At 63.0% G+C, this 15245-nt stretch carries 15 protein-coding genes; 12 read left to right on the top strand and 3 right to left on the bottom strand.

From position 1 onward, the window contains the following. Window positions 1–3: 3 nt before the first annotated feature. Entirely contained in the window at window positions 4–1848 is a 1845-nt protein-coding gene (locus tag NCR40_RS15980) for an ATP-binding response regulator (protein ID WP_250509940.1), read from the top strand. Between the two features lie 6 nt (window positions 1849–1854). Here NCR40_RS15980 and NCR40_RS15985 read toward each other — a convergent pair whose 3' ends face one another. Together NCR40_RS15985 and NCR40_RS15990 are read right to left on the bottom strand one after the other, a co-directional pair. Next, window positions 1855–2709, bottom strand: coding sequence for a helix-turn-helix domain-containing protein (locus NCR40_RS15985; protein ID WP_244828425.1), 855 nt, complete (start codon window positions 2707–2709; stop codon window positions 1855–1857). Window positions 2710–3001: 292 nt separating this feature from the next. Continuing rightward, window positions 3002–3271, bottom strand: coding sequence for a hypothetical protein (locus NCR40_RS15990; protein WP_250493258.1), 270 nt, complete (start codon window positions 3269–3271; stop codon window positions 3002–3004). 237 nt (window positions 3272–3508) lie between these two features. Between NCR40_RS15990 and NCR40_RS15995 the strand changes: the two genes are divergently transcribed. The 5 genes from NCR40_RS15995 (at window position 3509) to lra1 (ending at window position 7969) form a co-directional block, all read left to right on the top strand. Beyond that, window positions 3509–3691, top strand: a complete 183-nt coding sequence (locus NCR40_RS15995; RefSeq protein ID WP_250509941.1) for a hypothetical protein — start codon at window positions 3509–3511, stop codon at window positions 3689–3691. Window positions 3692–3819: 128 nt separating this feature from the next. Further along, window positions 3820–4581: an SDR family NAD(P)-dependent oxidoreductase gene (locus tag NCR40_RS16000; RefSeq protein WP_250466764.1), complete on the top strand. Its 762-nt coding sequence runs from the start codon at window positions 3820–3822 to the stop codon at window positions 4579–4581. A gap of 57 nt (window positions 4582–4638) precedes the next feature. Further along, window positions 4639–5964, top strand: a complete 1326-nt coding sequence (locus tag NCR40_RS16005) for an MFS transporter (RefSeq protein ID WP_250509942.1) — start codon at window positions 4639–4641, stop codon at window positions 5962–5964. 32 nt (window positions 5965–5996) lie between these two features. Continuing rightward, window positions 5997–7175 (top strand): L-rhamnonate dehydratase, encoded by a 1179-nt coding sequence (gene rhmD / locus NCR40_RS16010; protein ID WP_244828420.1) that lies wholly within the window; start codon window positions 5997–5999, stop codon window positions 7173–7175. 11 nt (window positions 7176–7186) lie between these two features. Then, entirely contained in the window at window positions 7187–7969 is a 783-nt protein-coding gene (lra1, locus tag NCR40_RS16015; protein WP_244828419.1) for an L-rhamnose 1-dehydrogenase Lra1, read from the top strand. On the opposite strand, the gene NCR40_RS16020 is transcribed toward lra1, so the two are convergent. Further along, the gene (locus NCR40_RS16020) at window positions 7956–8912 is read right to left on the bottom strand and encodes a LysR family transcriptional regulator (protein ID WP_250509943.1); all 957 of its coding nucleotides are present in this window, start codon (window positions 8910–8912) and stop codon (window positions 7956–7958) included. The genes lra1 and NCR40_RS16020 overlap by 14 nt on opposite strands. A gap of 161 nt (window positions 8913–9073) precedes the next feature. On the opposite strand from NCR40_RS16020, the gene NCR40_RS16025 reads away from it, so the two are divergent. The 6 genes from NCR40_RS16025 (at window position 9074) to rhaS (ending at window position 15132) form a co-directional block, all read left to right on the top strand. Next, window positions 9074–9388: an L-rhamnose mutarotase gene (locus tag NCR40_RS16025; RefSeq protein ID WP_250466771.1), complete on the top strand. Its 315-nt coding sequence runs from the start codon at window positions 9074–9076 to the stop codon at window positions 9386–9388. 33 nt (window positions 9389–9421) lie between these two features. Then, window positions 9422–10312 (top strand): amidohydrolase family protein, encoded by an 891-nt coding sequence (locus NCR40_RS16030; protein ID WP_250509944.1) that lies wholly within the window; start codon window positions 9422–9424, stop codon window positions 10310–10312. A 148-nt stretch (window positions 10313–10460) separates the two neighbouring features. After that, the gene (locus NCR40_RS16035; RefSeq protein ID WP_250509945.1) at window positions 10461–11984 is read left to right on the top strand and encodes a sugar ABC transporter ATP-binding protein; all 1524 of its coding nucleotides are present in this window, start codon (window positions 10461–10463) and stop codon (window positions 11982–11984) included. Continuing rightward, window positions 11984–13024: an ABC transporter permease gene (locus tag NCR40_RS16040; RefSeq protein ID WP_404989444.1), complete on the top strand. Its 1041-nt coding sequence runs from the start codon at window positions 11984–11986 to the stop codon at window positions 13022–13024. The genes NCR40_RS16035 and NCR40_RS16040 overlap by 1 nt, the downstream gene beginning before the upstream one ends. Next, window positions 13017–14021 (top strand): ABC transporter permease, encoded by a 1005-nt coding sequence (locus tag NCR40_RS16045; protein ID WP_250509946.1) that lies wholly within the window; start codon window positions 13017–13019, stop codon window positions 14019–14021. The genes NCR40_RS16040 and NCR40_RS16045 overlap by 8 nt, the downstream gene beginning before the upstream one ends. Window positions 14022–14118: 97 nt before the next feature. Beyond that, the gene (gene rhaS, locus NCR40_RS16050) at window positions 14119–15132 is read left to right on the top strand and encodes a rhamnose ABC transporter substrate-binding protein (protein WP_244828410.1); all 1014 of its coding nucleotides are present in this window, start codon (window positions 14119–14121) and stop codon (window positions 15130–15132) included. The last annotated feature ends 113 nt before the right edge of the window (window positions 15133–15245 follow it).

Raw genomic sequence — 15245 nt, forward strand, 5'->3', positions numbered from 1 at the left:
GCAATGTCCGTCATAGCCGCCAAACCTGCCGCGCCCGGCATGCCCGGAAGGCCGTGGTTTCGCCGTTTCTGGTACGCGGCGCTGATCGTGCTCGCGGTAGCACCGCCTATCGGCGCGGTCGGCTACATGCTGTATTCGGGGCTGTTGGCGCGCGATTCGCATCGCTTCGCGCTGCCTTACGACGGTCTCTATTGGGACGCGGCGCAATTTCAGATCGACTACGAGCGTTTCGAGAGCCAGGTGCTGCTGTTCCGTGGCGGAATCGATGAAGACGCGGATGCCGTGCGCGCAAGCTACCGGCAGCTACGCGCGCGGCTGAAGCAGGTCGCGGAATCGAACGATCTGCTCGCCGGACACGACACGCTGCGCAATCGTCAGCAGGAAATTCTCCGGCAGATCGACACCGCGCTCGGCTCGGTCGAAACCGATGTCGAGGCATTGCGCGCCGACCATCAACGCACGCTGCGCACCATCGGCGTGTTGCGGCAGAATGCGCCCGCCGTCGCGGAACTCGCGAGCGGCCGGCGTCTGATGGAAATCGTCGGGCGCGATTCCGTGGTGCGCGACTTCGAAAAGAAGCGCACGTATCTGATCTACGGTGGCATTCTGCTTGGGCTTTTATCGGCGGCGGCCACGGCGCTATTGCTGTTCAACGGCTACCGGCGCACGCGTCTCATCGAGCAGCAACGCGCCGCGCTCAGCGCCGAGCATCAGGCGACCCGCGCCGCGCGCGAGGCGGGCGTCGCGAAAGACACGTTCCTCGGCATGATCAGCCACGAACTGCGCACGCCGCTGCACGCCATCGTCTCGTCGGTCGAGCTTCTCGGGCTGAATCTGCGCGCCGAGGCGGATCGCAAGATCATTCAGCGGCTCGAAGCAGGCGCGCGCCATCTCGAAGCGCAGATGCGCGATCTCACCGACTACGCGCGTCTCGGCGCGGGCAAGCTCGAACTGCGCATGGCCGTGTTCGATCCCGCGGAACTGCTCGATTCAATCGTCGATGCCAACACGCCCGCGGCTAACGCGAAAGGTCTTGCGTTACGCGGCGGATTCGAAGGCGCGCGCGGGCCGCTCGAATCGGACCCGCATCGCGTGCGGCAGATCGTGACCAACCTTGTGACCAACGCCGTCAAATACACGGAGGCAGGTTCCATCGACGTGCATTTCGTGCGCGCCGACAAGCGCCTCGACATCTCCGTGGTGGATACCGGACCCGGCATCTCTCGCGAACAATTGCCGCTCATCTTTCAGGAGTTCACGCAACTGGATTCGTCCAGCACGCGGCGCTTCGACGGCGCGGGCATGGGTCTCGCGGTCGTGCGCGGCCTGGTGAATTTGCTGGGCGGGACGATCGAGGTATCGAGCGAAGTCGGGCAGGGCGCGGCGTTTCGCGTGAGTCTGCCGGCGGTATCGGTGGACTACTTGCCGGAGCCGCGCGATGAAGCGATGGAAACGCCCGCCAGCGGCAGATCGCGCGTCCTCGTGATCGACGACCACGAAGCGATCCGCGATTCATTGACGGAAATGCTCACGCACCTGGGTTATTGGACAGTCGCAATGCCCGATGTGGACAGCGCACTCGCATGGCTGCGCGCCAACGACGCCGATGTGATCCTCGCCGACCTGCACATGCCGGGCAAGGACGGCTACTCGTTCGCCAACGAATATCGCGCGCGCCTTTCGCCGGGCGCGAGCGTGCCGATCATCGCGGTGAGCGCCTACGCGCCGGAACTCGTCGACCCGCGCGCGGCGATTCTCTTCTTCGATTATTTGCTGAAGCCCGTGCGCTATGACGTGCTGAAAGGCGCCGTGCACCGCGCCGTGACGGTGCGGCGGCGCGCGGCGTGAGCGGACTCAACTACGCAAAAGCCGCTTGGAAAGATCCGCGACGAGAATGCCGAGCCGCGCCGGTTTTTCGAAACACGTCACGTTGTAGTCGCGAATCACCTGGCTGATTTCGGACTCGCTCGCCTTGCCGGTGGTTAATTCGCCTGTCAGCACGAAGATGGGCGCATCCGGATTGTCCGACTCGCGCACGTCGCGGATGGCGCCGGCTGACGTGTGTACGCCGAACAGCCAGTCGATCACCACGGCATCGAACACCTGCACTTGCAGCGCTTCGTGGAACGCGTCGAGCCCGTAGTAAGCCATAGCCGTGAAGCCGCTGAATTCCAGATAGTCGTGCAGATTGTCGGCGGAAGCGTGATCGTCGTCGACTACGGCGATGATCGGCTTCTCGATATCCGCGCGGCGCGGCAGGATCTCGATCTTGTGGACGTCGAACGCTTCGTGAAGCAGCACGCCTTCGTGACGCGAGACGATCCAGCGGTTATTCAGCTTCTGCGCGATGAAGTCGGGCCGGCTGCCCGCGTCCAGCGCATTTCCGACCCACGTCATGCAGGGAATTTCCAGCGAGCCGATCTTGAGCACCGCGTCGTGCGCCGTGCCTTCACTTTCGTCGGCGCGCGTGTCGATGGGTTCGAAGAGCTTGAGCGCGGCTTCGTCGAACGCGTCCGCGACCTTGCGAATTTGCGCGAGCGTCCACGGGCTGTTACCGCGCAGTTTGCGGTGCCCTTGCGAAAAACTCAGGTCGAGGATGCGGCACAGTTCCGCGGTTTGCTGCCGCTTGCCAATACCGTGGCGGGCCATGAGCTCACGCACGCGCTCAGCGACGGCGAGCGATTCCGATGAAGACGTTTCAGTGACCATACAGCCAAATGCGTAGAGGGGTGTCGACAAGGAAGCGGTTCGCGCGAGGCAAGACGCCTGAGTGCCACATTGTAAAGGGCGCGGCTAAGCGAACTCAAAACGGACCGGCGGACGATCGACAATGAGCTTGCATTTTACTTTCGTGCGATTGCTGCCGTCGTTCGTTGGCGCTCATTGAAGATCGTGGTTTACGAGGCGTGCGTAAGTGTTGCCGATCGACCCGCCAGGGACGTCGGATCGGCGTCGCGAGCCGCGACGCTCGATTGCGCAACAGGCATCGGTTGCGGCGGTTTCAGGCAAATGCGGGCGCGGTTTGGCGCGCGGATTTTTGCACGACGGGCATTTCGTCGAGCAGCGTGGAAAGCTGGCTTTCGGCGTCGCGTCCACTGAATTCGCGCAAGGTGGCAAGCAGCGTGCGCCACGGCGCGGGCCAGCGCGTCTCGCGGACGCAGTGTCCGGTTGCGTCGGTGATGCGCAGTAGCGTGGTGTCGGGGAAGTACGTGAGCGTGACGGGCATTCCGTCGAGTACGCAAGTGGCAGTACAGGCTTTCGGTGTGAACATGCTTTCTTATGTGAGTAATGTTCGGGCGCGGCCCGATTTATCGTCTGGTCAATGCGACCGTGAAGAGCTAGAGCAACGCGCGTTCCCGACGATGGCTGCGAACGCTACTTGAATATTCGGAATCGGCTCCATCTTAAAAAGTCGCTTCGATAGTTAAACGGCGTTTTGCGAAGTTGGGGATAAGTTGACCGAGATTATCGCTTTATACTGCGATGCAGCCAGTTTAAGGAGTTTCTCGTGTTCGTCGCCATTCTTTTCTTTAGCCCAATCGGCATCGCCGCTTTATTTGCCTTTGCCATGTTCGCCGACCGCGCCTTTCACGACCAGCACTTGGAAAGGTCTGGGACTGCGGTCCACCCCGAGACACCTCGGCGCATGTTCAAACTTCGCTCACGCGACGCAAAACCTGCTCGTCGATAAGCCAGCCGATCCGCTTTCGCTATCGAACGATTGCCCTTTCGAATTGTTGCGCTATTGCCGTGGGACTATAGTGCGTCTCACGGCATTCATTTCTTGCATGAATGACGCAACAACAAGGAGACGAAAGGATGAACCGGATCGATCTGGCGGGCCGCACGGTGGTTGTAACAGGCGGCGCGCGCGGCATTGGCCTCGCGGTGGCGCAACGGGCGCTCGAATCGGGCGCGGATGTCGTGCTGTGGGACGTCGACGGCGAACGGCTGCAACGCACGACTGCGGAACTCTCCGCCAAGCACGAAGACCGCAAGGTGAGCGACGCAGTCGTCGAACTCACCGATGAAGCCTCCATCGAGGCGGCCGTCCAGAAAGCGCTCGCCGCGCACGGCCATATCGATGTCCTCGTGAACAACGCAGGCATCACCGGCGGCAACGGCACGACCTGGGAACTCGCTCCCGATGTCTGGCGCCGCGTCGTCGATGTCAATCTGATCGGGCCGTATCTCACTTGCCGCGCCGTCGTTCCGCACATGCTGAAGGCGGGTTACGGGCGCATCGTCAACGTGTCGTCCATCGCGGGCAAGGAAGGCAACCCTAACGCCTCGCACTACAGCGCGTCGAAGGCCGGGCTGATCGGACTCACCAAGTCGCTCGGCAAGGAACTCGCGGGCAAGGGCATTCTCGTCAACGCGGTCACGCCGGCCGCCGCCAAAACCGAAATCTTCGATTCGATGTCGCAGCAGCACATCGACTACATGCTGTCCAAAATCCCGATGAACCGCTTTCTTCAGCCGCAGGAAGCCGCGTCGCTGATTCTCTGGCTCTCGTCGGAAGACTGCGCGTTCAGCACGGGCTCGGTGTTCGATCTGTCGGGCGGACGCGCGACTTATTGATATCGCCGTGATTGCTCGATCGCCATCATAAAAAAGCAAGGCGACCTGGAGAGAGACATGAATGACTCCGTTAGCGCGGAAGGCGCCGTCACGTCCCGCGTGATGCGCCGGCTGCTGCCGTTTCTGCTGCTCATGTATGTGCTCGCATTTCTGGACCGCGCGAACATCGGTTTCGCGCAGAAGGCGCTGCAGCAGGACACCGGCCTCACCAATGCCGCGTTCGCGTTCGGCGCGGGCGTGTTCTTCGTCGGCTACGCAATCTTCGAGGTGCCGAGCAATCTGCTCTTGCATCGCGTGGGCGCGAAGCTGTGGATGTGCCGCATCATGGTGACGTGGGGTCTTGTTTCGGCGGCGATGTCCTTCGCGCACAACGCCACGACCTTCTACACGTTGCGCTTTCTGCTCGGCGTGGCGGAAGCCGGATTCTTTCCCGGCATCGTCTATTACCTGACGCGCTGGTTCCCGCAAAGCGCTCGGGCGCGTGCGCTCGGCGTGTTTTACTTCGGCGCGCCGCTCGCGTTCATCTTCGGTGCGCCTTTGTCCGGATTGCTGCTGGACTTGCACGGCGCGCTCGGCTTCTCGGGCTGGCAATGGCTTTTTCTGGTCGAAGGCCTGCTCGCGTCGATCGTTGGTGTCTGGGCGTTCTGGTATCTCGACGACGACCCCGCCCGCGCACGCTGGCTCACTCAGGATCAACGCGCGCTGCTCGTCGCGCGTCTCGATGACGACGCCCGCAACGCGTCATCGCACGGACCGCGTGGCGTGCTGGCGGCGCTCATCGATCCGCGCGTGCTGGTCTTGTGCTGCGCGTATTTCCTGATCCAGGCAGCCGTCTATGGCGTGGTGTTCTATCTGCCGCAACAAGTGTCCGCGCTGCTCGGAACCAAGGTCGGCTTTCGTGTCGGACTCGTGACCGCGTTGCCGTGGGTGGCGGCCGTCGTCGTCACGTGGATCGTGCCGCGTTATGCGGATCGCACCGGCAAGCATCGCGTGTGCGCTATCGCGTTGCTCGTTATGTCGGGCGTCGCGATCGTCGTGTCGGGCATTGCGGGAACGCCGGTGGTATCGCTTTTCGCGCTGTGTTGCGCCGCGAGCGGATTCATCGCCGCCCAGCCGCTCTTCTGGACGTTCCCGACGCGTTATCTCACTGGCGCGGCCGCGGCGGCCGGCATCGCGCTCATCAACTCGTTGGGCGGCCTCGGCGGATTCTTTGCACCGATGGCCCGCACCGCCGCCGAAGCCGCATTTCATTCGACCAGCGCCGGACTCATGGTGCTCGGCGCGGCGAGCGTCCTGGCCGCGCTCGTGATCGTCGCCTTCGTGCGCGTGCCGCAGCGCGACGCCTCGCGCGATGCCCGCGCCAAACCCGCCAGCGCATCCTGAACAACAACGCCTTCAAACGGAGACAGACACTCATGTCCATGCCCACCATTCGCCAAGTGCGCGCTTTCACCGTTCGCGGCGGCGGCGCCGATTATCACGACCAGGGCGCTAACCACTGGATCGACGATCACATCTCGACGCCGATGGCGCGTTATCCCGAGTATCGCCAGAGCCGTCAGTCGTTCGGACTGAACGTGCTCGGCTCGCTCGTCGTGGAGATCGAGGCAAGCGACGGCACGGTCGGCTTCGCGGTGACGACGGGCGGCGAGATCGGCGCATTCATCGTCGAGAAGCATCTGGCGCGCTTCCTAGAAGGGCAGCGCGTGACGGATATCGAAAAGATGTGGGATCAGATGTATTTCGCGACGCTGTACTACGGGCGCAAGGGTATCGTGCTCAACGCAATATCGGGTGTCGATCTGGCGTTGTGGGACCTGCTCGCGAAGGTGCGCCAGGAACCCGTCTTCCAGTTGCTCGGCGGCCCGGTGCGAGATGAACTCCAGTTCTATGCAACCGGCGCGCGGCCGGATCTCGCCAAGGAGATGGGTTTCATCGGCGGCAAGATGCCTTTGCAGCATGGACCGGCCGAAGGCGAGGAAGGGCTCGCGAAGAACATCGCCAAATTGGCCGACATGCGCTCGAAAGTCGGTGACGACTTCTGGCTCATGTTCGACTGCTGGATGAGCCTCGACCTCAACTACGCGAAGCGCCTCGCGAACGCGGCGCGCGAGTATGGCCTGAAATGGATCGAAGAGGCGCTGCCGCCCGACGATTACTGGGGCTATGCCGAACTGCGCCGCGCGGTGCCAGGCGGCATGATGGTGACGACGGGCGAACACGAAGCCACGCGCTGGGGTTTTCGCATGCTCTTCGAGATGGGCTGCGCGGACCTCGTGCAGCCGGATGTCGGCTGGTGCGGCGGCATCACGGAGCTCATCAAGATATCGGCGCTCGCGGATGCGCATAACGTGCTCGTGGTGCCGCACGGTTCGTCGGTGTATAGCTATCACTTCGTGGTGACGCGTCACAACTCGCCGTTCGCCGAGTTCCTCATGATGGCCGAGAAAGCCGATCAGGTCGTGCCGATGTTCACGCCCTTGCTGCTCGACGAACCCGTTCCGGTGAACGGCCGCATGAAGGTGCCGGAGACGCCGGGCTTCGGCGTGCGGCTGAATCCCGAATGCGCGTTGACGCGTCCGTACACTCATTGAAGGAAACGTTCATGCTGTTGAAAGACAAAGTGGTGATCGTGACGGGCGGCTCGCGCGGCATCGGCCGGGCGATCGCGCTGGCGAGCGCGCGCGAAGGCGCGAACGTCGCGATCAACTATTGGGGCGACAACGACAAGTCGTACGGCAAGGGCTACGCCGTCGAGTCGATCCTGCGCGAGATCGAGGCGCTCGGCCGTCGCGCGATTGCGGTCGAAGGCAATGTCGCCGAACACGAGACCGGCCGCGAACTCGTGCGCCGCACGGTGGACGCCTTCGGGCGCGTCGACGTGCTGTCGAGCAACGCGGGCATCTGTCCGTTCCATGCGTTTCTCGACATGCCGCCATCGGTCTATGAAACCACGGTCGCGGTGAACCTGAACGGCGCGTTCTACGTGACGCAGGCCGCGGCGAATCAGATGAAGGATCAGGGCACGGGCGGCGCGATCATCGCGACGAGTTCGATCAGCGCGCTCGTCGGCGGCGGCATGCAGACGCATTACACGCCGACCAAGGCGGGTGTGCATTCGCTGATGCAATCGTGCGCCATCGCGCTCGGCCCCTACGGCATCCGCTGCAATTCGGTGATGCCGGGCACCATCGCCACCGACCTCAACGCCGAAGACTTGTCCGATACGGAAAAGCGCGCCTATATGGAAAAGCGCATTCCGCTCGGAAGACTCGGTGAACCGGACGATGTGGCGCAGTGCGTCGTGTTTCTGGCATCGGATCGCGCGCGTTACGTGACGGGCGCGTCGCTGCTCGTGGATGGCGGTCTCTTCGTCAACCTGCAGTGACCGCGAGCGACGACGCCGAATACTTGCGCAACAGCGCGATGAAGTATTCGGCGGGTTCGGAGAGCGTCTCGAACTTGCGGCGCAGCAAGCCGAAGCCCGACAGACTCTTGCCGATTTCAATGGGCAGTTCCACCAGCAATTGCGCGCGCAGATAATCGCGCACGACGGATTCCGGCAGCATTGCGACGGCGTCGCTGTTTTGCAGCAGTTGCAGCGTCGCGAAGATAGACGCGCATTCCACGATATCGGCAGGCGTGGTGAGCCCGGCACGCGCGAGTTCATCCTCGAAGAGATGACGCGCGGGACTCGTGATCGGCTGGAGGATCCACGGCCAGCCGACGAGTGTATCGAGCGCGAGCGTCGTCTTCGAAACGAGTGGATGTCTGGCGCGCACGACGAGCCGCATGGCTTCGCGCGCAAGCGGTTCGAAATCGAAGTCGTTGTGCTGCAAAGGCGTGGTGAGACGGCCGAGCGCGAGATCGACTTCGCGGCGATGCAGCAGTTGCACGACCTGGTCGCTGGTTTCGCCGAGGATGCGCACGTTGAGCAGCGGCCGCTCCGACTTGAGTTCGGTGACGGCCATGGCGAGCACGTCGGGCGCGGCGCCCATGATCGCGCCGACCGTGAGTTGGCCATGTCCGCCACGGCGTTTGTTGTCGAGGTCGTCGGCGAAGCGGGTGAGGTCGGCGAGCGAGCGGCGCGCGTAGGCGAGCGCGGACATGCCGAGCGGCGTCGGCTGCATGCCGCGCGCGTTGCGCTCGAAGAGCAGGAAGCCGAACGCTTCCTCGATATCGGCGAGCATGCGGCTCGCGCTCGGCTGCGCGACGTTGATGGCGTCGGCGGCCTGGTGCAGATTGCGCGCGTCGTCGAGCGCGACGAGCAGCGCCAGATGCTTGAATTTCAGGCGATTGACGAGCGCCACCTGTGAGACGTTCTGATTCATTGTCGGTCCGCGGTGATGCAACGCAGTAGCTTCAAACCGATACGCATTTGCGATCGGCCAATCCTTCTTTCGGATTGTCGTGTTATCGGTCGGCGAATTATAGTCGCAGCACAACGAGCCGCGAACATTCGGGCTCACTAAACAAAATCAGGCGGTCTGCCATGGAGACAATGGCATTTCGCATGACCCTGAAGCCGGGCATGCGCGAGGAATACGAGAAGCGCCATCGCGAGATATGGCCCGAACTGGCCGATGCGCTCGTTGCAGCGGGCATCCGCGACTACTGGATTTTTCTCGACGAAGCGACCGGACATCTGTTCGCGACCTACAAACGCACCGGCACGCATTCGACCGACGCGTTGCCGCACTTGCCCATCATGCGCAAATGGTGGGACTACATGGCCGAGCTGATGGAAACGCATGCGGACAACGCGCCTGTTGCCGTGCCGCTTGCGCCCGTCTTTCATCTTCCGTAATCGCGCATTTCCAAGCTCGTGAGGAACACCATCATGCAGGTCGTCGATCCGCATATCCACTTGTGGGATTTGTCCACGCATCACTATCCGTGGCTGGCGAATCCGCAGACATCGTTTGTCGGCGACGCGCGCGATTTGAAGCATGACTATCTGCTCGCCGATCTGTTGCGCGATGCCGGCGACATCGAAGTGCTGAAGATCGTGCACGTCGATGCGAACCACGATCCCGCCGATCCTGTCGAGGAAACGCGCTGGCTGCAAGGACTCGCCGACGACACCGGCCGCGGCATGCCGAACGGCATCGTGGCGGGCGCGGATTTGTCGGCCGACGATGCGCCCGCCGTGCTCGAAGCGCACGCGGCCATCGCCAACACGCGCGGCATCCGACAGATTCTCAACGTGCACGAAAATCCGTTGTATGACTACGTCGGGCGGCACTTCATGCACGAGCCTCGGTGGCGCCGGAACTTCGCGTTGCTCGAGCGCTTCGGCATGTCGTTCGACTTGCAGCTTTATCCGTCGCAGATGAACGATGCCGCGCAACTCGCGCGCGAACATGCAAACACGCAGTTCATCGTCAATCATGCGGGGATGTTCGTGGACCGGTCTTCGGTCGAAGGATATCGCGCGTGGCGCGACGGCATGCGTGCGCTCGCGGCTTGTCCGAACGTCGCGGTGAAGCTGAGCGGCTTCGCCATGCTCGATCACGAATGGACAGTGGAGAGCTTCCGGCCGTATGTGCTCGAAACCATCGATACCTTCGGCGTCGGCCGCGCGATGTTCGCATCGAACTTCCCGGTCGACAGGCTTTTCGGTACTTACAAACAGTTGTGGAACGCCTACGCGCAGATCGTGAGCGACGCGAGCGACAGCGAAAAGCAAGCACTATTCGTGCGTAATGCGGAGCGGATTTACTGTATTTGATAGCAACGTTCGAAGACCGGAACTGGCGTCGGACTTGATCGAAGCGTCGCGTGAAACCTGCGTAAGTGCTCAGGCGCAACGCCAAGGTCCACGGCGTTGCACAGGCCGGAGCGAGCGCCAGCTTCGGCCGACAAACAGGAGACAGCGCATGACAACCAACAAGCCGGCAAGACTCGAATTGCGGCACGCGAGCAAGGCGTTCGGCCGCGTGCGCGCATTGGGCGACGGCAGCCTGCAACTCTTCGCGGGCGAAGTCCACGCGTTGCTCGGCGAAAACGGCGCGGGTAAATCCACGCTCGTCAAACTGCTCGCCGGCGTGTATCAGCCGGATGCAGGCGAGATTCTGGTCGATGGCGAACCGCGCCGCTTCGCCAATCCCGCCGAGGCACGCGATGCCGGTCTCGCCGTCATCTATCAGGAGCCGACGCTGTTCGCGGACCTTTCCATCGCGGAGAACATCTACATGGGCCGGCAGCCGCGCGACCGGCTCGGACGCATACGCTACGACGAAATGCATCGCGAAGTCGATGCGTTGCTCGCGTCGCTCGGCGTGAACCTGCGCGCGCAACGGCTCGTGCGAGGCTTGTCGATCGCGGACCAGCAAGTGGTCGAGATCGCCAAGGCGCTTTCGCTCGACGCCAACGTGCTCATCATGGACGAGCCCACCGCCGCGCTCTCGCTAACGGAAGTGGAGCGGCTCTTCGCCATCGTGCGTGCGCTGCGTGAGCGCGATGTCGCGATCCTCTTCATCACGCACAGGCTCGACGAAGTCTTCGCGCTGACGCAGCGCATGACCATCATGCGCGACGGCATGAAGGTCTACGACGCGCTCACCAGCGACATGACCATCGATGCCATCGTGAGCAAGATGGTCGGCCGCGATCTCGACACGTTCTATCCGAAGGCGGACGTGCAGCCCGGCGACGTGCGTCTCTCGGTCCGCAACCTGACGCGCGAAGGCGTATTCAAGAACATTTCCTTCGATGTCCGCGCAGGCGAGATCGTCGCGCTCGCGGGCCTCGTCGGCGCGGGACGTAGCGAAGTCGCGCGCGCCATCTTCGGCATCGATCCGGTCGATGGCGGCGAAGTGAAGATCGCGGGGAAGGCGCTCGCCCTCGGCCATCCGGCGGCAGCGGTGCGCGCGGGCCTCGCACTCGTGCCGGAGGATCGCCGCGCGCAAGGGCTCGCGCTGGAACTGAGCATCGCGCGCAATGCATCGCTCACCGTGCTCGGCCGCTTGATGCGGCACGGGCTCATCTCCGCGAAAAGCGAATCGACGCTCGCCGCCGACTGGGGCAAGCGCCTGCGCCTCAAGGCCGGCGATCTCGATGCGCCCGTCGGCACGCTGTCGGGCGGCAATCAGCAGAAGGTCGTGCTCGGCAAGTGGCTCGCGACGAATCCGAAGGTGCTCATTATCGATGAACCGACGCGCGGTATCGACGTGGGCGCGAAAGCCGAGGTGTATCGCACGCTCGCCGAACTCGTGAAAGAGGGCATGGCCGTGCTGATGATTTCAAGCGAGCTGCCCGAAGTGCTCGGCATGGCGGACCGCGTGCTCGTCATGCACGAAGGCCGTATCAGCGCCGACATTGCTCGCGCCGATGCAAACGAAGAACGAGTGATGAGCGCCGCGTTGGGCGCATCGCCGCAAACCCTGGGACGCGCCGCATGATGACACGACACTCTCCCACCATGCCCGCGCTGCCTGCCGCCGAAACGAAACGCGAGAGTCTCGCGGGTTCGATCGCGAAGAGTCGCGAGCTCACGCTCTTCATCGTGCTGCTCGTGCTGATTGGCGCGACCGCTGCGGTGAAGCCGGACTTCCTGAATCTGCAGAATCTGCGTGACGTGCTGCTGAATGTGTCGATCATCGGCTTGCTGACGGCGGGCATGACGATCGTCATGCTGATGCGGCATATCGATCTGTCGGTGGCGTCGATCGTCGGCGTGAGCGCATATGCGGTCGGCAGCCTCTTCGTGATGAACCCGCACATGCCGGTGATCGTCGCGATGTGCGCGGGCATGGGCGTCGGGCTCGTGATCGGCGCGGTGAACGGCGCGCTCGTCACCTTCGGGCGCGTGCCGTCGCTCGTCGCCACGCTCTCGACGCTGTATATCGTGCGCGGCGCGGACTACGCGTGGGTCCACGGCGGCCAGATCAACGCGACGAGTCTGCCGGATAGCTTCGCCACGATCGCAACCGGATCGCTGCTCGGCGTGCCGAATCTCGTGTTGATCGCGCTCGTCGTGCTGATCGCGTTGTCGGTGTATCTGAAGCAGTATCGCGGCGGCCGCGAGCATTACGCCATCGGCTCGAACCCCGAAGCCGCGCGTCTCGCGGGCATTCGCGTGGACCGCCGCGTGATGATCGGCTTCCTGCTGTCCGGCGCGATCGCCGGCCTTGCGGGCGTGCTGTGGCTTGCGCGTTTCGGCACCGTCGATGCCAGCACGGCGAAGGGCATCGAGCTGCAGGTGGTCGCGGCGGCGGTGGTCGGCAGCGTTGCGATCACGGGCGGCGTCGGCACGGTGGCGGGCGCGACGCTTGGCGCGCTGGTGCTGGGCGTCATCAACATCGCGCTCGTGGTGTTGCGCGTGTCGCCGTTCTGGCAGCAGGCCATTCAAGGCGCGCTGATCGTCGCGGCGATCGCGCTGGATACGTTGCTCGCGCGCTCGGTCGCGCGCCGCATGATGAGGAAACGCGATCATGGCTAAACCCGACTCGGCTCTTTCCACGGCAAAACGCCGTCATCTGCAATGGGAGGCGATGCTCGCCATCGTGCTGGTCGTCTCGCTGATCGGCGGACGCGTGCTTTCGCCGATGTTCCTTTCCGGCGCGAACCTCTCGAACATGCTCGCCGATTTCACCGAGATCGCGCTGATCGCCTTGCCGATGACGCTCATCATCGTCGCGGCGGAAATCGATTTGTCGGTGGCGTCGGTGCTGGGCGTGTCGAGCGCGTTGATGGGCGTGCTTTGGCACATGGGCTTGCCGATGCCGCTCGTCATCGCCATCGTGCTCGTCGCGGGCACGATGGCCGGGCTGCTCAACGGGCTCGTGATCGTGCGCTTCAATCTGCCATCGCTTGCTGTCACCATCGGCACGCTAGCGCTGTTTCGGGGTCTCGCTTACGTGTTGCTCGGCGATCAGGCCATCGCGGACTTTCCGGCGTCGTACACGTCGTTTGGCATCGATACCATCGCGGATACCTTCCTGCCGATGCCCTTCGTTCTCGTGATCGCGGGCGCGCTCGTCTTCACGGTGCTGTTGCAGGCGACGCCGTTCGGCCGCAGCCTCTTTGCCATCGGCGCGAACCCCACGGCCGCGCAGTTTTCGGGCATCGACGTGGCGAAGACCAAGATCAGGCTCTTCATGCTGTCCGGCGCGATGGCGGCGCTCGCGGGCATCGTCTATACGCTGCGTTTCACCAGTGCGCGCGGCGACAACGGCGAAGGCTTCGAGTTGTCCGTGATCGCGGCGGTGCTGTTTGGCGGCGTGAGCATCTTCGGCGGACGCGGGTCGATGATCGGCGTGCTGCTGTCGCTCGTGATCATCGGCGTGCTGCGCAATGCGCTGACCCTCGCGGATGTATCGAGCGAAACACTGACTATCGTGACCGGGGCGCTGCTGCTGTCCTCGGTGCTAATTCCCAATCTGGTCGCGCGCTGGCGGGCCGCGCGTGAAAGACGCTTCATGGCGCAGACGTCGTAGGTGTTGAGGGCTGGTCGAGGGTGCATTGAAGAACGTTGATAACCAGCGCAACGGTTTGTCCAAAGGCAAAACTCGCGCGCAATGACAGGAGACATACATGAAAAAACCGTATCGATTCTCACGCGGGCCGGTGCTCGCGGCGGCTTTGCTGGCCGCGACCGTGGCGCTTGCCGCAAGTGCCGCCGAGCTGAAGAGCGGGCTGAAGATCGCTTTCCTGCCCAAGCAGATCAACAACCCGTACGAAGTCATTGCCGATGACGGCGGCATGGCCGCGATCAAGGAATTCAAGGGCGATGGCAAGGTCGTCGGCCCGTCGGATGCGGGCGCGTCGTCACAGGTGAGCTATATCAACACGTTGATCACGCAGCGGCAGAACGCCATCGTGATCGCCGCCAACGACGCCAACGCGGTCGTGCCGTATCTGAAAAAAGCGATGTCGCAGGGCATCAAGGTCGTGACTTTCGACTCGGACACCGCGCCCGACGGACGGCAGATTTTCGTGAATCAGGCCGAATCGGAAGCGATCGGACGTGGACAGATCCAGTTGCTGTCGAAGCTGATTGGCGGTGAAGGCGAATTCGCGATTCTCTCCGCGACGCCCAACGCGACCAATCAAAACACCTGGATCAAATGGATGCAGGACGAACTGAAGAAGCCGGAGTATTCGAAGATCAAACTCGTGAAGATCGCCTACGGCAACGATGACGATCAAAAATCATTCGTGGAGACGCAGGGCCTGCTGCAGGCTTATCCGAACCTGAAGGGCATCGTGGCGCCGACATCGGTGGGCATCGCGGCGGCGGCGCGTTATATCTCGAGTTCGCCGGCCAAGGGCAAGGTCACGGTGACGGGTCTCGGCACGCCGAACCAGATGCGCGCGTTCGTGAAGAACGGCACGGTCAAGGCGTTCCAGTTGTGGGACCCGGGTCAGTTGGGTTATCTCGCGGCGTACGCGGCGGCCAGTCTTGCGTCGGGCACGATCACGGGCAAGGAAGGCGATTCCTTCGAAGCCGGCAAGCTGGGCAAGCGGACCGTGGGAAAGAGCGGGGAAGTGATTCTCGGGCCGCCTACGACGTTCGATTCGGCGAATATCGATAACTTCAATTTCTGAGGTCGAAAGGGTGGTGGGAATCTGAGAGGTTGGCCCCGCGGTCGCGGGGCTTTTTTATTCGCGTATGCAAATGGGTCATCCACGAAACTATCCACAGTTTCTGTTGAAAGCCC

Origin of the sequence: Caballeronia sp. GACF4 (genome assembly GCF_023631025.1) — a bacterium.
GTDB lineage: Bacteria > Pseudomonadota > Gammaproteobacteria > Burkholderiales > Burkholderiaceae > Caballeronia.